This is a genomic window from Bradyrhizobium sp. (assembly GCF_019244115.1).
Taxonomy (GTDB): domain Bacteria; phylum Pseudomonadota; class Alphaproteobacteria; order Rhizobiales; family Xanthobacteraceae; genus Bradyrhizobium.
Map to the genome: position 1 here is coordinate 1 of NZ_JAFATE010000474.1, position 21,338 is coordinate 21,338.

Consider the following 21,338-nt stretch of genomic DNA (forward strand, 5'->3'; position numbering starts at 1 on the left):
GCCCGGGATCGGCGGGCGCACCAGTTCGCTGCCGAGCGTCAGCACCAGCCGATCGTAGGCGAACATCTCCTGAGCCTTGCCCGTTTTGACGGTCACCTGAAGTCGCGCGACATCGATGGCCTCGACCTCGCCGAGGACATGCTTGACCCCGATCGGATCCAGCAGCCCGGCAAGCGGGATCGCCGCCTCGCTGAGATCGACCTCGTAATTGCGGACGCGGATGTTGTGATACGGGTTGCGGTCGACGACGAGAATCTCGACCTCGGCCGCACGCGCGCAGATCTCGTCGCGCTTGCGCGCGGCACCGATGGCGGCCCACAGACCGGCAAAGCCGGCACCGAGCACGAGAATACGCGGCATTTCGCCTCTCATAGTCAGAATGGGCGGCCCCCCTGGGCGCCTCACGGCGTGTTGGGGGCGGCGGCATGCTCCAGCTCAGCCGCCCGCTGCGACCTGTATCAGTCCCATCAGGAGATCGGCACCAACCCGAACCTCATGGCTTGATCCCTCCAAATCGTCGCCAACCGGCTCGAGCGCACCGCCGAGATGGCGGGCAAAAAAGGCCTCGGTGATGGCGATGTAGGCGAGACGATTTTGCGGCTTCTGAAACCCGTGTCCTTCGTCGGGATAAACGACGTAGGTCACCGGGATGCGCCTGTCCTGCATCGCAGCTACGATGCTGTCGCTCTCCGCCACCTTGCACCGCACGTCGTTCGCGCCATGGAAGATCAGTATGGGCCGCTTGATTTGATCGACCTTGTTGATCGGCGAGCGCTCGGCGAGCAGCTTGCGGCCGTCCTCGGTGCGTGGATCGCCGTAGCTTCGGTACATGAACTCGGCAAAGCCGGCCCAATAGGGCGGCATCGATTCAAGCAGCGTCTGCAGGTTGGAGATGCCCACCACCGGAACGGCGCAGCAGAAGACATCAGGCGTGAATGTCGCGCCAACGAAGGACGCGTAGCCGCCATAAGACAAGCCGAAGATCGCGACCTTGTCGCGCTGCGCGATTCCTTCCTTGATTGCCCACTCGACCATGTCGATCAGATCGTCGTGGATCTTGCGCGCATGCTCTTTCTCGCTCGCCGCGACAAAGGCTCTGCCAAATCCATAGGAGCCGCGGTAGTTCACCGAGAGCACGGCATAACCGCGATCGGCCAGCCACTGGTGATCGCCGCGATAGCCGAAGATGTCGCGGGCCCAGGGGCCGCCGTGCACCACGAGAACCATCGGAAGTGGCTGTGGCGGCCGCTCGCCTTCGATGTTGGCCGGCAGAGTCAGATAGGAAACGAGGCTAAGCCCGTCGCGTGACTTGGCCTTGATCAGATGCATCGGCGCGAGGCGGTAGCCCTTCAACTCCGGTCTTGCAGTGAACAACTCGCGCAGCGTCCTCTTGTCGCGGTCGAGCAGGTGAAAGGTGCCGGGCTGCTCGGCCGTATAGCTCATCACGATCCAGCGGCGATCGTCATCTGACTGGCTGCGCACGTGAAAGGCATGACCTGGCAGCCGCTCCTTGATCAATGCAAGCTCGGCGGCGACATCCTGGCTCAGCGCCTCCCACTCCTGCCTGCCGGGATCGATCGCAGCGGCCACGGGTTCGAACGTCTGTCCGTTCAGAATCCAGTCGGTCACGTCGGCGCGGTCGCTTCCGAACAGCACCGTCTCTTCGCCGCTTCGGCAGTCGAGGCGCATCAGAGCCGTCTTGTCTTGGTCGAGGCATGAAAACAGGTAAAGATAGCTGCCGTCGGCGTTAAAGGTCGCCACCCTTGTGGTCAGGCTCGCCTCGTAGGGAACATCGCGCCAGTGCGACACCTCCTGACCGTCGATCCGCCACAGCCGCGCGCCGCCGTCGCGCGCGCTGCTGCGGGCATGTCGCGGCTGCAACTGCCAGTCAAGGCCGACAAAGTCGAATTCCTGCCGGTTCTCCCAGATCAGGGTCCGTTCGCCGCTCGCAAGATCAAGTGCGAACGTGTCAGGCCAACGCGAGTCGCGGTCGTTCAAGGTCAACGCGAGCTTGCCCGGCACGAAGCGCGACCAGCGGGTCGGGATTGCGCGGACCTTCGGATAAGGTGTGAGGTCGCGGAGCTCGCGTGTGGATGGATCTGTGACGAACAGATGAAAATTCTCGTCTCCGTTCTCGTCGTTGATGAACATGATGTAGCGCCCATCGGGGCTCCAGTCCTGCCAGGTGATCGGGCGGCCCCTGGTGCGGGTCACCGGTGCTCCGGCGCCGAGATCATCAAACGGCGACACCCAGACATTCAGCACGCCATCAACAGGCGCGAGCCAGGAGAGCATGCGGCCGTCCGGCGACAGCTTGGCGTCGAAGAAGGTCGGATTGTCGAATAGCTTTCGTCTGGGAATGAGCGGGCGAGCCTGCATGTATTGCCATCCGCACGTTGACGCGATCGCGTAACAGCTATCACAGGTAGCCTGATACTGAAACAGGAATCCTGCCGCGCGTTTCTGCGGGGCAGCAGACCCTAGGGGAATCGCTCGAACGCGATGGTCGTTCGACTGACGCTATCCCAGATATTGCAGCACATGCATGCCGGCGTTCCAGTCGGAGACGAACATCATCCCGTCGGGACGGACATAGACGTCGCAGGTCTTGGCAGCGAGCGCGACGTTCGGGCGCGGATCGATAAGCTTTTTGGGCGTCGGCGGCACCCAATAGGCGATCTCCTTCGGCGCGAACGCGTCCTTGATGTCGAACACCCGGACGCCCGCCGTATTGTAGGTCGCGAAGATCATCTCTTCGCTCTGCAATGAACCCGGACGGTTCTCGTGCAGGTTATGCGGGCCGAAGGTGCCGTTTGCGCAGAAGTCGCGCTCGCGCGGGGTCGGCAGTGTCGCGATCGGCACCGGATTTTCCGGCGCGCGCACGTCGACCACGAAGGTGTAGAACAACCCCTTGGCGCACTTTTCCGCGTTGGCCTCGTCCGCGATCACGGCGAGCTTTCGCTTCGGCAGCGGCAGCGGCGTGTGCGTGCCGCCGGGGAACGGCGGCGACCAGTTGATGTGCGACAGCAGCTTTGGATGGGCCGGATCCGAGATGTCGTGGATGGTTAAGCCCCCGTCGCGCCAGGCCGCGTAGCCGCGATTGTCCGCCGTGATCATGTGATGCAGCGCGATGCGCTTGCCGTTTGGCGGCCCCTCCTCGCCGGCAGCGCGGTTCATGCCCGGCAGCCACCAGTTCGAAATGATTTCGGGTTTTGTGATGTTCTGGAGATCGACCACGCACAGGATGTGGTCGGTAAAGCCGTCGAAATGCGCCGACACATAGGCGTAGCGGCCGCCCGGCCACCACAGGCGGTTGATGCCAAAACCCGGCATTTCCAAAAATGCGATCTCGCGCATCTCGGCGGGTTTTGAGACGTCATGGATCGACAGCCCCGAGCGGAATTTTTTTGCCTTGGTGATGCTGTCGACCAGCGTGTTCTCGAAATAACCGCGCATGTTGTCGTAGGACTGCATCGCGACGATGTTGGCGCCATTGGCGACCAGCAGCAGGTCGTCGGCGAGCTGCAGATGATGGGTGCGGGTGTATTGCCCGGCGGTGAAGAAGTTCACCGGTTTGAGCGCGCGCGGATCGGACGCGTCCAGAATGGTGACGCCGTCGCTGAACATGTGCCCGACATAGATGTGCTCTCTGCCGAACATCACCTGCACGCTGTCGGGGCGCCCGCCGATATCGGAATAGGAGACGTGCTTGATGCCCCTGCCAATTCCCTCCGGCGGAATCTCCTCCTCACCGGCCCGCAGAGGCCCCGGCCATCCGCCGAGCGCCGCCGCTCCGAGGCCTGCGAAGCCAGCACCGAGTTGCAGCAAATGCGCGCGGCGCGACAGATCGCCCATTGTTTTCCTCCAGAGCAGGCTTTTGGCAGGGATGATGCCCGCATCGTCGGCAAGTGGCAATCGACGCGATTTGCGCGACTGCCAGTGCGCGAATGCAATGATCGGTCGATCGATCTCAACTCAACAACCAGCTAAGCTCCCGCCTGCTCCCCGCCCTCACGCGCGCCAGAAATCAGGACCACCCATGTTTCACCGCATCGCCGCTGTTCTCGTGAGCCTCTGCCTCGGCTTGGCTTTCCCGCTCCACGCGCAGGCGCCGGCCGCGCTCCCCGACCTGCCGCCGGCGCTGCTCGAGGACATCGTCACCGGCAGTCGCGTTCTGGCCGATTTCGGCGTGCTCGATGGTTTTGGTCACGTCAGCGCCCGCCATCCGACCAACCCAAAACACTTCTTGATGTCGCGCTCGCTCGCGCCGGCCCTGGTGAGCGCCGAGGACATCATGGAATTCGACGAGGACGGCAATCCGGTCGATGCGCGCGGTCGCAACGTGTTCCTCGAACGCTTCATTCACGCGGAAATCTACAAGGCGCGGCCGGACGTGATGGCGGTCGTGCATACGCATTCGCCCGGCGTCATCCCGTTCACCGTGAGCAAGACGCCGCTGCGGCCGCTGTATCACAACCCGTCATTTCTTGCGGCCGGCGCGCCGATCTGGGACATCGCCGGAGAGTTCGGCGCAACCGATATGCTGGTGCGCAACAACGCGATCGGTCACTCGCTGGCCCAGGCACTCGGGGACAAATCGGTGGTGCTGATGCGCGGGCACGGCGATGTCACTGTGGGAGGCGCGGTCAAGATCGCCGTGTTCCGCGCCTATTACACCGACGTCAATGCGCGGCTGCAGGCGCAGGCGATCGGGCTCGGCAGCGAGGTCACCTATCTGAGCGCAGAGGAAGGCGCCAAGGCCGACGCGACCAATCTCGCCGTCATCGACCGCATCTGGGACCTGTGGAAGCGGCGGGTGCAGGCGTTGTCGGCCAAATAGCGGCGACCCGCCCTGCCGCACCGCAAATGGGGCAATGATGCAGACCTATTTCGGTCCTGCCCGGCCCAGAGTTGCCGCTGTTAGCAGCCCGCACTTCTCAGTTGCCGGTAGCCCGTCGGTATGCGACGTTCAGTAGCGTTACATGAGCCCCAGGGGTGATCGACATGGACGACAGCCTGCCCGAGCTGGGCGATCTCGAGCGCGACGTCATGCAACTGGTCTGGGCGCATGCTCCGATCACGGCGGAAATCGTGCGCGAGAAGCTGGCGCGGCGGCTGAAGGAATCGACCGTCCGCACCGTGCTGCGGCGGCTCGAGGACAAGGGCTATGTGCAGCACGTCGTCGACGGCCGGACCTATGTCTATCATGCCGCGCAGCCGCGCGGGCGGGTCGCTGCCAAGGCCGTCCAGCGCATCGTCGACTGGTTCTGCAACGGTTCGATCGAGGAGGTCCTGGTCGGCATGGTCGATAGCGCGATGCTCGACCAGCGCCAGTTGCGCATGCTGGCAGACAAGGTGGCCAAGGCCAAAGCCAAGGGAGTGAAAAAATAATGCTGGCGATACTGGCGGAGGCGGCGCTGCGCTCCTTCACGCTGGGAAGCGTCGTCTGGCTCGGACTGAAGCTGCTGCGCGTGCGTAATCCGCACGTGCAGATGACATCGTGGGTCCTCGTGCTGGTGGCATCGCTGGCGATGCCGCTGTTGATGCAGTGGACGGAGGTGACGATCACGGTGCCGGCCGCACCGTCGGTCGCGGCGCAGGACAGCCTGCCCGGCGCGGAGAGCCTGCTCGCGGAGGCCCCGCGCGGCCCGCTCTCGACCGGGCTCGCCCCGCACGGCGCCGCGGACGGCACGAGCCATCACGCCGTCGATTGGTGGACCGTGGCCGTGGCGGTCTATGGCAGCGTCGCGGCGCTGCTCCTGATGCGGCTCGCGCTCGGCTGCCTGTTGACGTGGCGCCTGGTGCGCGCCGCAACCCCGATCCGTAGCCCCTGGGCCAAGGGCTCGGACGTCCGCGAATGCCGCGAGATCGGCGGGCCCGTGACGTTCGGCTCCGTCATCCTGCTGCCGCCAGAACAGGCGGATTGGGACCTGGCGAAGCGGCAGGCAGTGTTGGCCCATGAGCGCGCCCATGTCGCAAGCCGCGATTTCTATCTGCTGCTGCTCGCCTCGCTCAACCGCGCGCTGTTCTGGTTCTCCCCGTTCGCCTGGTGGCAGCTGCGCCGTCTGGCGGAACTGGCCGAGATCATCGCGGACGCGCGCGCCATCGAGGTGTTGGAAGACCGCATGTCCTATGCCGAGCTCCTGCTCGAGCTCGTGCAGAACGTCCGGCCGCGTCCGCTCGGGCTGGAGATGGCGCGCGCCTGCACGGTGCCGGAACGCGTCGACCGCATCCTGGCCGCGGTCGGCTTGCCGGCGGAGGTCGGCTGGCGCAAGCGATTCCAGATCGCTGCAGCGCTGTTGCCGCTCGCCATCGCCTCGAGCGGCTCGGTGTCCTATCGCCTCGAGCGCGCTCCTCTCTCGGCTGCGGCTGACGAAGCGCTGCTGACCATCGTGCCCAAAGCCGAAATCGCCGACTTCTACAGTTTTGGCCCCAACTCGGTGTTCGCAGTCTTCCAGGACGGTGATGATCGCTTCGCCCAGGTCACGGGCCAGCGCCGGGTCCGCCTTGCCGCCGAGTCCGACGGGACCTATGCCTATCCCGCGGCGGGCGGCGAGATCACCTTTGCGCGGAATGCCGAGCGGCCAGGCGAAATGGTCCTGCACCAGAACGGTCATGACCTGAAGGCCGTGCGGATCGCCGGCCTGGGACAGAGCGCGACGGCGACCACCGGCGCGTTCGCGCAATATGCCGGCTGGTACGAGTTGTCGCCCTATCGCGCCGTCACCATCGTGCGCGCGGGGGCCGGCATGCGCGTGCAGGAGACCGGGCGCGCGCCGTTCGACGCCGTGGCCGATGGCGCGGACACCTTCGCCGGGGCGCATGGCGATCTCGTCATCTTCCTGCGCAGCGGTCAGGGAGACATCGATCGCGTGCTGCTGTCCGATCCGATCTCCGGACCGCGCCTGGCGCGGCGCATCGATGCCGCGCGCGGCAAGGCGATCGAGGACGAGCTCGATCGGCGCACGGTGGAAGCCTCGGAACGGTTCCGCGACCAGGCCCCGGCGCCGGGCAGCAAAGAGGCGATCCTGCACGGCATCGAGGCGATGCAGCGCGGCACGCCGGACTACGCGCGCATGGGCGAGGCGCTCGCGGCGGCAATCCGCCGTCAGGCCGACCAGCTGCACGCGACCTTCGTGGCGCTCGGCGCGGTCGAAACCATCTTCTTCCGCGGCGTCGGACCCGGCGGCTACGACATCTATGGCGTGAAGTTCGCCAACGGCTCCGCGGAATTTCGTCTTCTGCTCGGCCCCGATGGCAAGGTCAACGATGTCTTGTTCCGGCCCGACGGCGACGGACAACCGGGAGGCGTCGCCAACTGCCCCGCCGAGACGACGCTGAAGGCGACAGCCGATGGTGCGCCGATCAGGATCTTTTTCTACAACGACACCGGGAGCGAGATTCAGGTCTCCCCGCTCGATGCCGCGGGCAAGCGCATGGCGCAGACCAGGATCGGCGACAGCATGTCGGCGGGCGTGACCACCTCGGTCAACACGCCCGTCGTGGTCAGCGATCGCTCCGGCCAATGTCTGGAGATCGTGCTGGCGGGACAGCAGAGGCGCTTCAACCTGGTCGAAACCTCGGCCTCTGGGTCTGCGCGTGAGCGCGGCCCGCGGGCGACGCCGCTCGCGGGCAGCGAGGAGAAGCTTCGCCAATATATCGCCGGCGTCAGTCTCGGCCGGCCGGACTATGACCACATGACATCAGAGGTCGCGACCCTGACCCGTCAGCAGCTGCCCTTCAACCAGGCCATCCTGGCCAAGCTCGGGGCACTCCGTGCGATATCGTTCCGCGGCGTAACGCAGATGGGCAACGACATCTACATGGCCCACTTCGCCAACGGCACGGCGGAATGGCGGATCGGGCTCGCCAAGGACGGAACCATCGCGCGCATCGCGCTCGGCCCGCAGTCCTGAGACGCCTCTCGGCGGGTCGGACGGCTTGCGCTCGCTGCACTTGAATGCTACAGTTAGTAGCATTACTTCTTGTCGCAAACGGAATGCTCCGGGCGACAGGCGCTTCGAGGCATCCGCCATGAGCACATCTGCACCCGCCGAAGCCCTGCTGGCGCTGCAACGGTTCGGCATGGGACCACGGCCCGGATCGATCGGGGCCATCGCATCGGACCCGCGCGGCGCCCTGCTCGCCGAGCTCGACAATCCGCCGCCCTTTTCCGAGGCCGCAGCCGCGCTGCCCTCCAGCGCGAAGGCGGTGCGTGCGGTCGCTGATGCCGATGCGCGGCGGCAGGCTAAGGCGATCGTGGCAACGCGCGAGGAAGCCAAGCAACCGGCAGCGGACGCGTCCATGATGGCCGAGGACGCAGCGCCGAAGACCAGCGAGATGGGCCAGAAGATGGCCGCCGAGGCCATCCCCGATCCGAGGCGCACGATCTATCTGGCCGAGGCAAAGCTGCGCACCGAGGCCGCGCTGCAGGCCACCATCGGCTTCACCGAGCGGCTGGTCTGGTTCTGGTCCAACCATTTCTGCGTCTCGGCTTTCAAGGTTCGCAGCATGTCCGGCGCCTACGAGCGCGAGGCGATCCGTTCGCATATGCTCGGATCGTTCAGCGATCTGCTGCTCGCGGCGGAAAACCATCCGGCGATGCTGTTCTATCTCGACAATCTGGGCTCGATGGGCGCGAGCTCGGTTGCCGGCATCAATCGCAACAAGGGCCCGAACGAGAACCAGTCGCGCGAGGCTCTGGAGCTGCATACGCTCGGCGTACGTGCCGGCTACACCCAGGATGACGTGATCAGCTTCGCCAATGCGCTGACCGGGTGGACCTGGGTGCCACCCTACAGCAGTCCCGACCATGGCGGCGAGTTCGCATTCAATGCGCGCATGCACCAGCCCGGCGGCCAGACCGTGCTCGGCAAGCGCTACGAGCAGGAGGACATCGAGCAGGGCCGCGCCGTGCTGCGCGATCTTGCCGTGCATCCTGCGACCGCAACCCACATCGCCACCAAACTCGCGCGCCATTTCATCGCCGACGCGCCGCCGCCGGCGCTGGTCGAGAGCATTGCGAGGGCCTTTCGCGATTCGGGCGGCGACCTCAAGGAGACGGCGAAAGCGATGATCGCGGCGCCCGAATCCTGGACGCTGCCGCCGACCAAGCTGAAGCGTCCCGGCGAATGGGTGGTCGCGATGGTGCGCTCGACCGGCATCACGACAGTCGATCCGGAACGCTACACCGGGGGCGTCGCTTTGCTCGGCGAACCCTTGTGGAGCCCGTCCTCGCCAAAAGGCTTTCCGGACGACGAGGCGAGCTGGATCGACGGCATCGGCCGCCGGCTCGACATCAGCAACGCCTTTGCCGAGCGCGAGGCCGAGAAGGTCGATCCGAACGAGATCATCGATAACGTGCTCGCCTCGCAGGTCTCGGGCGAGGTGAAACAGGCGGTCGGCCAGGCCGAGACCAGGCAGCAGGCCCTGTCGCTGCTGTTCATGTCGACCGAATTCTTGCGGAGGTGACCATGAGATTGCACCGCCATCTGGTGAGCCGCCGCGAGGTCCTGCTCGGCTCCGGCGCGCTGTTTGCCTGGACGCAGATGCCGCGCCTCGCGCGCGCAGAGGGCCGTGATCCGCGCATGCTGGTCATCGTGCTGCGCGGCGCGCTAGACGGCCTCGGCGCCGTGGCGCCGGTCGGCGATCCCGACTGGTCCAGCCTGCGCGGCGATCGTGCGCTGATGCTCGATGGCAAGACGCCGGCACTGCCGCTCGATTCATTCTTCGCGCTCAATCCGGCGATGCCGAACCTCTCCCGGTTCTATAAGGCCGGGCAGGCTGCGATCGTTCATGCCACAGCAACGCCCTATCGCGAGCGGTCGCATTTCGACGGCCAGGACGTGCTCGAAAGCGGCTTCGCGAAGCCCGGCGCCACCGACTCCGGCTGGCTCAATCGCGCCCTGCTCGCGCTCGAATCCGACGGCCGGGTGAATCCGACCGGCAGCCGCGCCATCGGCGTCGGCGCAGTGACGCCGCTCGTGGTGCGCGGCGAGGCGCCTGTCATGTCCTGGGTGCCGCAGAATCTGCTGCCGGCCGGCGCCGACACCCAGGCGCGGCTGCTCGATCTCTATCAGCACACCGACCCGAAACTCGCGGTCGCGCTGCAGGCGCGCATGCAGCTCGCAAGCCTCGGCGGCGCCGGCGGCATGGATGATCCGCTGGCTGCCGGCGACTCGCCCGTCATGCCGCCGCTTGCTCGCATTCGCGCCTATTTCGCCGATGCGGCCGGCACGGCCGGGCGCCTCCTCGCGCGCGCCGACGGCCCGCGGGTCGGCGCGCTGGGCTTTGTCGGATGGGACACGCATGTCAACGAGGGCGCCACGGTCGGCCAGCTCGCCAATCTGCTCGGCGCGCTCGATGGCGCCCTTGCTGCTGTCGAGACCAGCATGGGCGAAGCCTGGCGCGAGACGGTGGTTGCCGTGATCACCGAATTCGGACGCACCGCGCATATCAACGGCACCAATGGCACCGATCACGGCACCGGCACCGTGGCGTTTCTGGCCGGCGGCGCGGTCAGGGGCGGCCGCGTCATCGCGGACTGGCCCGGGCTGAAAACCGCGCAGCTCTACGAGGGGCGCGACCTCAAGCCGACCACCGATCTGCGCGCCGTGCTCAAAGGTCTGCTCAGAGATCATCTGCGCGTCGACGACGCCGCGCTTGCGAGCAGCGTGTTTCCGGCCAGCGCGGATGTCGCGCCGCTCGCGGGCCTCGTCGCATGAGATCCGGTTTCGTTTGATACCACGGAAGAGAGAGTGTGCCTGTCATGAAGCCGCTGAGCGTGATCCTGCTGATTGCCATCATCGTCCTGCTGGCTGAGGCCAGCGCCGCGTCGGCGAATACGCAGGACGGCAAGTGCTGCCGCTGGGCCGACCGCGGCAATTCGTATCGCTACAGGGCCGCCGTGATGAGAGCCCAGACGCCGCGCACCTGCAGCGGTTACGGAAGCCTCTGCCTCTGGTATTCGAACGAGCATGGTTACGGAGCCTACGGGGCCAACATCTGCCACGCGGCGAAGGCGCAATGCTTGCGGACAGGTACCTATGTCGGTCCCTTCAGCGGCCGACGTTCGCGCGAGATGCCGAGGATCTGATGCGGCGCACTCAATCCAGATGGACGCCGATCTGTTCGACGATCCGGCCCCATTTCGCGGTTTCATCGGCGACGAAACGTGCATAGTCGTCAGGCGACCCGGGCCGGACGATCGCACCGAGGTCGGCCAGCCGCGCCGTCAAGGCCGGATCGGCGAGGCCAGCGTTGACCGAACGATTCAGCTCGCTGACAATCGTGCCGGGGGTGCCTTTTGGCGCGTTGAGACCGTTCCAGATCGTGGCCTCGTAGCCGGGCAGAGTTTCCGTCATCGCGGGAATTTCCGGCAGCGCGGCGGAACGTTCCGTCGCGGTCACCGCCAATGCACGCAGGGCGCCTTTCCGGATGAAACCGATCGAGCCCGGCAAGGTGGCAAAATAGACGTGCACCCGCCCGCCGATCAGATCGGCGATCGCCTCCGCATCGCCGCGATAGGCGATGTGCAGCATGCTGATGCCGGTCATCATTCGAAACAGCTCGGCTGCGACATGAGGTGGGCTGCCGACCCCGCTCGAGGCGTAGTTCAACTTGCCCGGATCTGCCTTCGCACTCGCGATGAACGCGCCGACCGAATGCGCAGGCGACGCGGGACTGACACACATCACCAGAGGCGTGCTCGCGATGGTCGCGACCGGCTCGGTGTCGCGAATGAAGTTGAATTTGAGATTGCCATAGAGGCTCGCATTGATGGCATTTGCAGCGGAAGCCACCAGCAGCGTGTAACCGTCAGCGGTGGCGCGCACCACCTGCTCGGTTGCGATGTTCGTCGCAGCGCCCGTACGGTTTTCGACGATGAAGGGCTGCCCGAGCCGTCGCGACAGAAACTGCGCGAGGATGCGCGCAACGATGTCGGTATTGCCGCCTGGCGAGAAGCCGACGACCAGCGTGACCGGCCTGTTCGGATAGGATTGCGGACCGGCGAGCACGCGGCCTGCCGACGCAGCGATTGCAACAGCGCTGAAATGAAGAAACTTCCGACGTCGGAGCATGCGAGCCTCCGTCCGTTGAGGAAGACAAGAATCGCGTTCGCTGGCGCGATGGCTCGCGATTTACCATCTTACCGGCGACGTGCGGATCGATGTTAGCTCAGGGCCGGTAGCGGCGGCAATAATCGACGACGATCTCCAGAAAAACCTTGGCGGCGGGCGACAGCGATCGGTCGCTGAGCGAGCAGATGCAGAACACCAGGGGATCTCCAGCGAACTCCCGGACGGCTGCGGCGGCGATCGAGCCGGCCGCCAATTCGTGTCCGACGGCGAATCGCGGCAGCAACGTGCAATTGTTGCCCATGCTCGCGACTTCCTTGATCAGCGCCAGCGAGTTCGTGACGCAGAAGCAGGTCGGTTCGAAACCGTGGCTGGCGAACACGCGATCGAGCTGCTGGCGAAGTCCGAACGACGGCTCGGTGAGGGCCAACGGGAAGCCCTTGAGCTCGTGCACCGACAGGGCCTTCCGCCCGGCGAGCGGATGTTTGGGCGAGAAAGCGGCGACCATTCTGTCGCGAAACACCTCGAGCCTCGTGATATTGTCGCGCACCGGTGCATTGAGGACGAGGCCGATTTCCGCCTTGCCCGCAACCAGCGCCTCGATGGCCTCATCCGTGCTGCTCATCCGCACATTGAAGGTCACATCGGGATATTGCGCATGAAAACGATTGAGGACGGGCGCCACAAAACTCTCGATCGCGGTCTGAAAGCAATAGACGTCGACATTTCCCGCTTGCAGGTTCTGCAGCGCGGCGATGTGTGATTTGACGCGCGCAAACTCGCGCATCACCCCATCGATCTTGGTCAGCAGGATTTCTCCCGCGGCAGTCAGTTTCATGCCCTGGGCTCTGCGGTCGAAGATCGGCGCGCGCAGTTCGTGCTCGAGCTTCGCGATCTGACGGCTGATCGCCGATGGCGAGACGTGCAGCGTTTCGGATGCGGCACGGATCGAGCGCGCGCTCGCAGTGGCGCTGAAATAGCGGAGCGCCGTGAAGTCCATCGCCATGACCTCCCTTCGCGCGTCCCCGCGTGTTGCATTCTCGGCAACAGCGCGGTGATGGGATTGATATGGCATCAACACCGGAACGGGTCAATTCTCCGCGCGCAACTGCAACTCAACCAACGGAGAACCACGATGCCCTTCATTCACATGCTGGCCGATCCCGGCATGAACTATACGCTGAACCGGCCGTTGCTCGACGGAACCGCGGAGGCGCGGATCAAGGAAATCGGCGCCGTTGCACCACGCATCAAGGACTATGAATCCTGGCATACGGTCTGGCTTGAGCTTGCGATGCGCGCCGAAGCCGAGAAGCGCTGGGCGGATGCCGCCTCATATTACCACGGCGCCGAATTCTACCTGCCCGCAGGCGACGCCCGCAACAAGCTCTACGACGACTTCAAGCGCAACTGGACGCAGGCCATGCAGGGCGTTGCCGGGTACGAGGCCATCGCGGTGCCTTATCCCGGCGGAAACCTGCCGGGCTTCCGATTGCAGGCGAAGGGCAAGGAGATCTCGACCTTCATCTTCAACGGCGGCTACGATTCCTTCGTCGAGGAATTCTATGCGTTCCTGCTGCCGCTCACCGAACTCGGCTTCACCGTGATCGGCTTCGATGGGCCCGGACAGGGCGGCGCGGTGCGCCAGGGCATCTTCTTCGAGCATGCCTGGGAAAAGCCGGCGAAGGCAGTGCTCGACTATTTCGACCTCGAAGCGGTGGATTGGCTCGGCGCCTCCTGCGGCGGCTATCTGTCGATCCGCGCCGCCGCCTTCGAACCCCGCATCAAGCACGTCATCTCGATGCCTTTCAGCTATTGGGGCCTCGACATGACGCTGAAACAGATGCGGCCCGGCAAGGCCCAGCAGCTCGTCTCGCTGTTCAAGGCGGGCGATCGCAAAGCCTGTGAAGCGCTGATTGCCGAGGAACGGCTGCCGAGCTCGGTGTTCGAGTGGTGCGTCACGCAAGGCATGCACATCACCGGCACCAGGACGCCGTTCGATTTCCTGACGGCGATCGCGCAACACTCGCTCGACGGAATCCTGCATCACGTCAAGCAGGACGTCCTGCTGACTGAAGGCGAGCAGGACCACCTGTTCGACGTCGACTGGATTCATCGCGCGATGCGGGAGCTGGTCTGCGCAAGATCGGTGACGGCACGGATCTTCACCGCGCGCGAAGGCGGCGAGCAGCATTGCCAGGTCGGTCACTCCGCGCTCGCGCGCGAGGAGATCGTCAACTGGCTCGCGCACTTCTACCCGACGCTCCGCCAAGTCCCGGCCACCACGGCGCAGGCGCAGCCGACGGAACGGCCGGCAAGGCGCAACGTCGCTTGATAGCGAACACGCAGCTCTCCGGTCGGAAACGACCGGCGAGGTCGTACTCCCAAGCAACTGCCGCGGCGCATGCCGCCAGGCGCGCCTTGCACTGGTATTGGTGATCGCAATGCTCCTCGCATTTGCCGTCACTTACGCCATGCAAAAGCGGCTCTATGGTGCCGACCGGCGCGAGAGCGCGTTGCTCGCGCTGACCGCGTCAGGTCCGAACGTCGGGTCCGCAGGGCTTCCGATCGTGGCCGCTCTATTCAGCCGATCGGCCTCGATTTCGGTGGCTGTTGCGGTTGCGGTGGCGGCGATCGTGCTGACGCCGCTCGCGCTTCTGCTCCTGGAGTCCGCGGACGGCTCGCGGCGCACCCCGGTCGCGATCGTGAACGGCGCGCTGATCAAGCCGATCGTGATCGCGCCGGTCCTTGGGCTGTCATGGTCGCTGGCCGGAATCCCGCTTCCGCCATTGCTCGACAGCACGCTCACGCTGCTGGGCCAGGGCGCATCGGGTACCGCCTTGTTTCTCACCGGGCTCGTGCTGTCGGCGCAACCCGTCCAGCTCGCCACCAATGTCGGAGTGGCCGCTGCGGTGAAGAACGTGCTGCAGCCTGCGCTGACGGCGCTGCTGGCGATGCCGCTGCTCGACGGCGCAGAGGCGCGCGTCGCCGTCATGCTGATGGCCGTTCCTTCCGGGGCGTTCGGTGTTCTGTTCGCGATCCGCTACAACGTCGCTTCGGTGCGGGTCGGAACGACATTGATCGTCAGCACGCTCCTGAGCGTGGTGACACTGACTGCCGCAATCCTTCTGTCCGCTGGCTGGGGGCGCATCTGACGCAGCCCGGACGGGGACTTTCGCTAAGCCGGCATAGCGCGCCGAAGTCGGGCTCTTTCCATCCTCGAGGTTCGCCTTATTATCATCGGCTTTCGTTGCAATCGAGGTCGGAATGCCGAACATGACTCACGCTCGCGCCTTGCTTTACACTGCTCTACTGAGTTGCCTATCGATCGCGCGGGCCGATGCGCACCCGCACGTCTGGGTTACTTTTCGCAGCGAGGTGATGTACGCATCTGACGGCACCATGACCGGCGTCCGTCATGCCTGGACTTTCGACGACATGTTTTCGGCCTATGCGCTGCAGGGCATCGCGCATGCGAAAAAGGGCCAGTATACGCGCGAGGAACTGGCGTCGCTGGCGCAGACCAACGTCACTTCGCTGAAGGAGTACGCCTATTTCACCTATGCGCGCGCCGACGGCGGGAAGCTCGCCTTCACTGATGCCGTCGACTACTGGCTCGAATACAAGAACAGCGCGCTGACGCTGCATTTCACCCTGCCCCTGAAGTCAGCCGCGGCCGCAAAGGCGACGGCGATCGAGATCTACGATCCCACGATCTTCGTCGACTTCGAATTCGCCAAGGACAAGCCGGTCGCCTTGAGCGGCGCGCCGCCGGCGTGCCAGATGAGCTACGACCTGCCGCACCAGCCGACGCCGGCCGAGCAGGCGCGGCTCAGCCAGCTCGACAACGTTCCGCTGGATGCCTCGAGCACCTATGGCGAAACCTTTGCCAACAAGATTTTTGTGAAGTGCCCATGACCGATTAGTCCTACTGCATTGAACCATTCTTTGACAAATCAGGCCCTGCGCAGCGGGGGCCATGGACCGGCCCGCAGGCCGTTCGCGTCGCGAGGCAGCAATCAAACGCATGGTTGAAACAGGCGTGGTGGCGGTTCCACCCGCAGTCGAAAGCGGGGGGACGCGCAGGGGACGCTGGCGCGCTAGGCCCGGCGCCGTTCATTGTGTTCTCGTGCAACGCTTGCAACACCCCTCGCAAAAGATCATTCCAGCTCGGGGAGCAGCCATGCGAGGACGGCCAGCGATGAACCGAACATGCCAGTCGATTGACCTAAAGGCTCTGAGGGCTGTTTGATTTTGCCTTCGGATCAGCTTGATAGTTTCGCGAGGCCCAAGCTTGCCGAAATTCCTCTTCGCCGACCATGTGCTGGATACGGACTGTCGTGAGTTGAGTCGGGGCGACCTGCGCGTGCCGGTTGAGCCTCAGGTCTTCGACGTGCTGGAATATCTGCTCGAGCATCGCGGTCGGGTGGTCAGCAAGGATGACCTGATCGAGGCGGTCTGGCGCGGCCGGATCGTCTCGGATTCGACCTTGACCAGCCGGATCAATGCCGCGCGCAAAGCCATCGGCGACTCTGGTTCCGACCAGAAGCTGATCCGGACGGTTCCGCGCAAAGGCTTCCGCTTTGTCGGCGCGGTGGTCGCGAGTAAGACGCGGTTCGAAGACGCCGCCCCCCTGGCCGCAGCTGAAGTCCCGCCGCAACCGTCCGAACTGCCGCTCCCGGACCGTCCGGCGATCGCAGTGCTGCCTTTCACCAACATGAGCGACGACCCGGAGCAGGACTATTTCTCCGACGGCATGAGCGAGGACCTCATCACCGCGCTGTCAAAACTGCGCTGGTTCTTCGTGATCGCGCGCAACTCGACCTTCACCTACAAGGGAAGGCCGGTCCATATCTGCGAGGTCGCGCGGGAACTCGGCGTCCGCTATGTCGTCGAGGGCAGCGTCCGCAAGAACGGCGACCAGCTCAGGATCTCCGTGCAGCTCAACGATGCCTCGACCGGCGGCCATATCTGGGCCGAACGCTACGATCGTAATCTGGCCGGCGTGTTCGCGGTGCAGGACGAGATCACCGAATCGATCGTTGCCGCGATCGAGCCGCAACTCTACGCGGCGGAGAATTTCCGCGCCCAGAGCAAGCCGCCGGGAAGCCTCGACGCCTGGGAGCTGGTGATGCGGGCGCTGTCCCATTTCTGGCGCATCACGCGGCAGGACAATGTGGTGGCGCAAGCGCTGCTAGAAAAGGCGATCGCGACCGATCCGCAGTACGGACAGGCGCTCGGACTGCTCGCCACTAGCCATATTTTCGGCGCCCATATGGGGTGGGCCGACATCGGCGTGGCAGTGCCGATCGCGCAGCGCGCGGCGCTGGCAGCGGTCGAGGCGGATCCGGAAGACGCCTGGGCGCATCTCGGCCTCGCCTACACCTATCTGTTCGCGCGGCGATTTGACGATTCGATCGCCGCGTTCGAGCTGGCGTTGCGGCTCAACCCGAACTTCGCCTTCGCGCAGGCCTTCTATGGCGCCGCACTGTGCTATTCCGGACGATGGCAGGAAGGCGATCGCGCGGCCCGCCGTGCGCTGCGACTGAGCCCGCGCCCGCCGGCCGCGACGATGTATTACGGCATCGCCGGCCACGCCCAGTTCATTGGCCGCAATTATGACGAGGCCATCCGGCTCGCGCGCGAATCGCTGCGGCAGCGCGCCGACTTCCCCGGCGGCCATCGCGTCCTGACCGCCGCCGCGGGAATGGCCGGATATCGCGACATCGCGAAGGCGGCCCTGCTCGAACTGCGCCGCGCTCAGCCCACGATCTCGCTCGCCTGGATCGCGAACGAGCTGCCGATGCGACGCGACACCGACAGCGAGCATTATCTCGAGGGCTTCCGCCGCGCCGGCCTGACGTAAGCCTGAACCTGCGAAAGCTCTCTCCCCTCATCCTGAGGAGCCCGCTCTTGCGCGCGTCTCGCGAAGGTTGAGACCCGGAGACGAGCACCGGGGCCTCATGGTTCGAGACGGCGCCGAAGGGGCGCCTCCTCACCATGAGGGTTGGATGACGCAGCAGGACAACGACCGACGGCTATTCGGCCATCGTCTCGCCCGAACCGCCGAACTCGGCCGGAAAATCCTTGAGCTTTGGCAGGCCGTCCCGCATCGGCAGGACCGTCTCGGCATAGTTGACATGCACCGCGGGCGCGAAGATCAACGTGGGGAGAGTGGCCGCGAAAACGTCGACGAGACCGAGCGGCGGGTGATCGGTCATCAGATGGCCGCCACATTTGCTGCAATATTTGCGCTGGCTGAGCGGCGATTTCGCAAAGGTCGCGAGATGCTCGGCGCCTGCGGTGACCCGCACCGCCGCGGGCTTCCAGAGGCTGAAGGCATTGACCGGCCCGCCGGACCAGGAGCGGCAGGAACGGCAATGGCAATAGCCCATCGCTTCCGGCGCGCCGGCCGCTTCGAGTTCGACTGCGCCGCAAAAGCAGCTTCCGAGATGGCTCATCTGATGTCTCCTGTGTGGATGGGTGGCGTCAGTTCGATTTGCGCCAGGGAATCAGCATCGAGACACGCGCCTTGTACCGGCGGTAGTCGTCGCCGAATAATTCGGTCAGATCGCGCTCCTCGAGGAAAATGCCGACGAAGATGTAGGCGGTCGTCACCGCCGCGAACAGCAGGTGTCCGGCGGTCATGATGGGCGCGGCCCAGAACGCGATGATGAAGCCGAGATAGATCGGATGCCGGACGAACTTGTAATACAGCGGCGCGCGGAATCGCGGGGGTGGCATGTGGCGGCCGGCCAGATTGGCGGTCACCTGATGCAGGCCGAACAATTCGAAATGATTGATCAGGAAGGTGCTGGTGAACACGATCACCCAGCCGAACAGCGAAATCGCCGCGACCGCCGCCGCTATGTTCGGATCGTCGACGTGCCAGACGATGGCGGGCATCGGACGCCATTGCCAGAACAGCAGCAGCAGGCACAGGCTCGCGAAAAGCACATAAGTGCTCCGCTCGACGGACTTCGGCACAATCTGCGTCCACCACGCCTTGAACGGCTTGCGCGCCATCACGCTGTGCTGGACGGCAAACAGCAACATCAGAGCGAGGTCGACGACGAGCGCTTCGCCGAACGAGGCCGGCTCGCCCATATCGATGTCCTTGGGCACCACGAGGCCCATGACGAAGCCGATGGCATAAAGGATGGTGATGAAAAAGACCGCGTAGGCGGTCAATCCGTAAAGGAAGCCGAGGACCCTTGAAAACTGGCCGGCCGCGGCGTCCTGACCGACGGACTGGAATTGAGTCATGGTAGGCTCCGTTAAAGGCGGGGTGTCTTACCAAGCGCGCATCCCGGAAGAACGTCTGCGGACGCGCGGCTCGCGCCGCGTGAGCGGCGGCGGACCATGCCTGATCGGCGCGCCGAAAACTTTGCCGCGCGCTTGAGTTGTCGCTGAGACAGTCATGATTTTTGCTTGAGAACGGCGTTTGGCCGCGACCGTAGTTCGCGGCCTATTTCATCCGCCGAAACCGAACGCTCCTGCCGTCCGGCGTTCGCGTCGCGACGTAGCGGGCGGCGAGGCACGCCTCGCGCTGCGGCATCTTTTCCTGCGGGCTCCGCAGCGTATCCCACCACGACGCACGCTGCGCCGCGCGCGGCAGCGCAGCGCCGATGATGTTCTCGATCTCCTCGAAGCTCAGCACGAATTCGGGGACCGTCTTGCCCTTCAGATAGTCTCGCAGCCTGTCGTAGTCGCTCACCTTGCCACTCTCAGCTCGAAAATCGCCATTTATTCACGGCAGCGGACCAAGAACCGCCAGCCGCCAAAACCCTTCGTTAACCGATCGGCGCATCGCCGTGGAGACTTAAGCGCTCCGCAATCTTTCAGGCGCATGCAGATAGATCGGAGCGAACGCATGCGGCCGGGACTGTGCAAAGGCTCGATCAACTGGGCTTCCAAATGGCCTTCAAAGTGGCCTTTGAAGCTACCCTGGCGGCTGTCGGCAAGACTGTTGATCGCCTCGTCGGTTGCGACGGTGATCGGCTTCTCCGCCGTCTGCACCAGCGTGCTCATCGACATGCGCCACGGCGAGGAAGCCCTCGCACGCCAGACGCTGGAAAACCTCGCCAGCGGCATCGACGCCGACATCAACCGCAATATCGAGCTTTACGATCTCTCGCTGCGCAACGTGGTCAACAATCTCGGTCTGCCCGAAATCGCCGAGGTGAGCAAGCCGATCCTGCATCTGATCCTGTTCGACCATGCGGCGACCGCGCAGCATTTCGGCGCGATCCAGGTTTTCGACGCCGCCGGGCGCCTGACCATTGACGCCTCGACGCTCGATCCCCTGCCGGAAAGTCGCGCCGAGGAGGACTATTTTCGGGTTCACCGCGACAATCCCGACACCGGCCTGTTCATCTCCAAGCCGATGCTGCATCGCGGCGCCTATGTCCTCGTGCTGAGCCGCCGCATCAGCGCGCCCGACGGACACTTTCTCGGCGTGGTCGCGGGCTCGATCCGCTTCAGCTACTTCCAAGATCTGTTCGGCCGCCTCAGTCTCGAACAGGGCGACACCGTCACCGTGCTGCGGCGCGACCGCACCGTCATCATGCGCACGCCGTTCGATCCGGAGATCATCGGCAGGAACCTGAACACCCGTTCGGGGTGGAATCCCGCAAACCTGCCGGATGGCGGAATTTATCGCGGGGTCGGCCCCGTGGATACCATCCCGCGCATGTATGTCCGCCGCACATCCGAAAGCCCGCTGGTCGTCATCGTCGGCAAGCCGCTCGACAGCATTTTCGGCCTTTGGCAGACCGAGGCGATGCGGATCGGTGCAATCATGCTGACGCTGATCGGACTTGCGCTTGGGGTGACGATGCTGCTGGTGCGCGAGATGGGCCGGCGCGCCCAGGCCGAAAGCAGGCTGGAAGAGCTCGCGAGCACCGACGCGCTGACCGGCCTCAAGAACCGCCGCAAGTTCGATGCGACGATCGAGAGCGAATGGCGGCGCGCGACGCGTTACGCCCTGCCGATCTCGCTGCTGATGATCGATGCCGATCATTTCAAGGCTTTCAACGACCGCTTCGGCCATCAGGCCGGCGACCAGCTGCTGCTCGGGGTTGCGATCTGCATCACCGATTCGGTGCGACGCGCCGGCGATTGCGCCGCGCGCTATGGCGGCGAGGAATTCGCCGTGCTGCTGCCGGGCCAGGCGGCCGCGGACGCCATGCGGGTCGCCGAGACGATCCGCCTGAAGGTGCAGGAATGGTCCGACGGCGCGGAACGCGCCACCGTCAGCAT

Annotated in this window: 18 protein-coding genes and 1 pseudogene; 11 read left to right on the forward strand and 8 right to left on the reverse strand. The window is 64.9% G+C overall.

The annotated features are described in order from the left end of the window. The 3 genes from JOZ76_RS20800 to JOZ76_RS20810 all read right to left on the reverse strand — a co-directional run. On the reverse strand, positions 1 to 360 hold a 360-nt coding region (locus JOZ76_RS20800), incomplete at its 3' end, for an FAD-dependent oxidoreductase (protein ID WP_291701362.1). A 75-nt stretch (positions 361 to 435) separates the two neighbouring features. Next, positions 436 to 2,379 (reverse strand): S9 family peptidase, encoded by a 1,944-nt coding sequence (locus tag JOZ76_RS20805; protein WP_291701364.1) that lies wholly within the window; start codon positions 2,377 to 2,379, stop codon positions 436 to 438. Positions 2,380 to 2,520: 141 nt separating this feature from the next. Further along, positions 2,521 to 3,855: an LVIVD repeat-containing protein gene (locus JOZ76_RS20810; protein WP_291701366.1), complete on the reverse strand. Its 1,335-nt coding sequence runs from the start codon at positions 3,853 to 3,855 to the stop codon at positions 2,521 to 2,523. Positions 3,856 to 4,039: 184 nt separating this feature from the next. Between JOZ76_RS20810 and JOZ76_RS20815 the strand changes: the two genes are divergently transcribed. The 6 genes from JOZ76_RS20815 to JOZ76_RS20840 all read left to right on the forward strand — a co-directional run bounded on the left by JOZ76_RS20815 (position 4,040) and on the right by JOZ76_RS20840 (position 11,095). Beyond that, positions 4,040 to 4,840, forward strand: a complete 801-nt coding sequence (locus JOZ76_RS20815; protein WP_291701368.1) for a class II aldolase/adducin family protein — start codon at positions 4,040 to 4,042, stop codon at positions 4,838 to 4,840. Between the two features lie 164 nt (positions 4,841 to 5,004). Then, the gene (locus JOZ76_RS20820) at positions 5,005 to 5,391 is read left to right on the forward strand and encodes a BlaI/MecI/CopY family transcriptional regulator (RefSeq protein ID WP_291701370.1); all 387 of its coding nucleotides are present in this window, start codon (positions 5,005 to 5,007) and stop codon (positions 5,389 to 5,391) included. Continuing rightward, the gene (locus tag JOZ76_RS20825) at positions 5,391 to 7,916 is read left to right on the forward strand and encodes a M56 family metallopeptidase (RefSeq protein ID WP_291701372.1); all 2,526 of its coding nucleotides are present in this window, start codon (positions 5,391 to 5,393) and stop codon (positions 7,914 to 7,916) included. Before JOZ76_RS20820 ends, JOZ76_RS20825 begins: the two co-directional genes overlap by 1 nt. A gap of 118 nt (positions 7,917 to 8,034) precedes the next feature. Next, positions 8,035 to 9,471, forward strand: coding sequence for a DUF1800 domain-containing protein (locus tag JOZ76_RS20830; RefSeq protein ID WP_291701374.1), 1,437 nt, complete (start codon positions 8,035 to 8,037; stop codon positions 9,469 to 9,471). Between the two features lie 2 nt (positions 9,472 to 9,473). Further along, on the forward strand, positions 9,474 to 10,724 hold the full coding sequence (locus tag JOZ76_RS20835) for a DUF1501 domain-containing protein (RefSeq protein WP_291701376.1): 1,251 nt from the start codon (positions 9,474 to 9,476) through the stop codon (positions 10,722 to 10,724). A 44-nt stretch (positions 10,725 to 10,768) separates the two neighbouring features. Continuing rightward, a complete protein-coding gene (locus tag JOZ76_RS20840) occupies positions 10,769 to 11,095 on the forward strand; it encodes a hypothetical protein (protein WP_291701378.1) in 327 nt (108 codons plus the stop codon). Between the two features lie 10 nt (positions 11,096 to 11,105). Here the strand turns inward: JOZ76_RS20840 and JOZ76_RS20845 are convergent, their stop codons facing one another. Next, on the reverse strand, positions 11,106 to 12,080 hold the full coding sequence (locus JOZ76_RS20845) for a Bug family tripartite tricarboxylate transporter substrate binding protein (protein ID WP_291701380.1): 975 nt from the start codon (positions 12,078 to 12,080) through the stop codon (positions 11,106 to 11,108). Positions 12,081 to 12,177: 97 nt separating this feature from the next. Next, positions 12,178 to 13,083 (reverse strand): LysR family transcriptional regulator, encoded by a 906-nt coding sequence (locus tag JOZ76_RS20850; protein ID WP_291701383.1) that lies wholly within the window; start codon positions 13,081 to 13,083, stop codon positions 12,178 to 12,180. A 129-nt stretch (positions 13,084 to 13,212) separates the two neighbouring features. Here JOZ76_RS20850 and JOZ76_RS20855 point away from each other — a divergent pair, with 129 nt between their 5' ends. From JOZ76_RS20855 to JOZ76_RS20870, 4 genes and pseudogenes are all read left to right on the forward strand, one after another. Next, positions 13,213 to 14,412, forward strand: coding sequence for an alpha/beta hydrolase family protein (locus JOZ76_RS20855; protein WP_291701385.1), 1,200 nt, complete (start codon positions 13,213 to 13,215; stop codon positions 14,410 to 14,412). An 88-nt stretch (positions 14,413 to 14,500) separates the two neighbouring features. Further along, a pseudogene (locus JOZ76_RS20860) lies at positions 14,501 to 15,232 on the forward strand (AEC family transporter); the annotation flags it as partial. 121 nt (positions 15,233 to 15,353) lie between these two features. Further along, positions 15,354 to 15,995 carry a DUF1007 family protein gene (locus JOZ76_RS20865; protein WP_291701389.1) on the forward strand — a complete coding sequence of 214 codons (642 nt, stop codon included), beginning with the start codon at positions 15,354 to 15,356 and terminating at the stop codon, positions 15,993 to 15,995. Between the two features lie 376 nt (positions 15,996 to 16,371). After that, entirely contained in the window at positions 16,372 to 17,943 is a 1,572-nt protein-coding gene (locus JOZ76_RS20870; RefSeq protein WP_291701391.1) for a winged helix-turn-helix domain-containing protein, read from the forward strand. Positions 17,944 to 18,115: 172 nt separating this feature from the next. Here the strand turns inward: JOZ76_RS20870 and JOZ76_RS20875 are convergent, their stop codons facing one another. The 3 genes from JOZ76_RS20875 to JOZ76_RS20885 all read right to left on the reverse strand — a co-directional run bounded on the left by JOZ76_RS20875 (position 18,116) and on the right by JOZ76_RS20885 (position 19,794). Continuing rightward, positions 18,116 to 18,538 (reverse strand): GFA family protein, encoded by a 423-nt coding sequence (locus tag JOZ76_RS20875; RefSeq protein WP_291701393.1) that lies wholly within the window; start codon positions 18,536 to 18,538, stop codon positions 18,116 to 18,118. 28 nt (positions 18,539 to 18,566) lie between these two features. Next, positions 18,567 to 19,343 (reverse strand): methanethiol S-methyltransferase, encoded by a 777-nt coding sequence (gene mddA, locus JOZ76_RS20880; protein WP_291701395.1) that lies wholly within the window; start codon positions 19,341 to 19,343, stop codon positions 18,567 to 18,569. Positions 19,344 to 19,545: 202 nt separating this feature from the next. Beyond that, a complete protein-coding gene (locus JOZ76_RS20885) occupies positions 19,546 to 19,794 on the reverse strand; it encodes a DUF7662 domain-containing protein (RefSeq protein WP_291701396.1) in 249 nt (82 codons plus the stop codon). A 219-nt stretch (positions 19,795 to 20,013) separates the two neighbouring features. Between JOZ76_RS20885 and JOZ76_RS20890 the strand changes: the two genes are divergently transcribed. Continuing rightward, positions 20,014 to 21,338 (forward strand): sensor domain-containing diguanylate cyclase (locus JOZ76_RS20890; protein WP_291701398.1); only part of this gene is annotated, 1,325 nt, incomplete at its 3' end.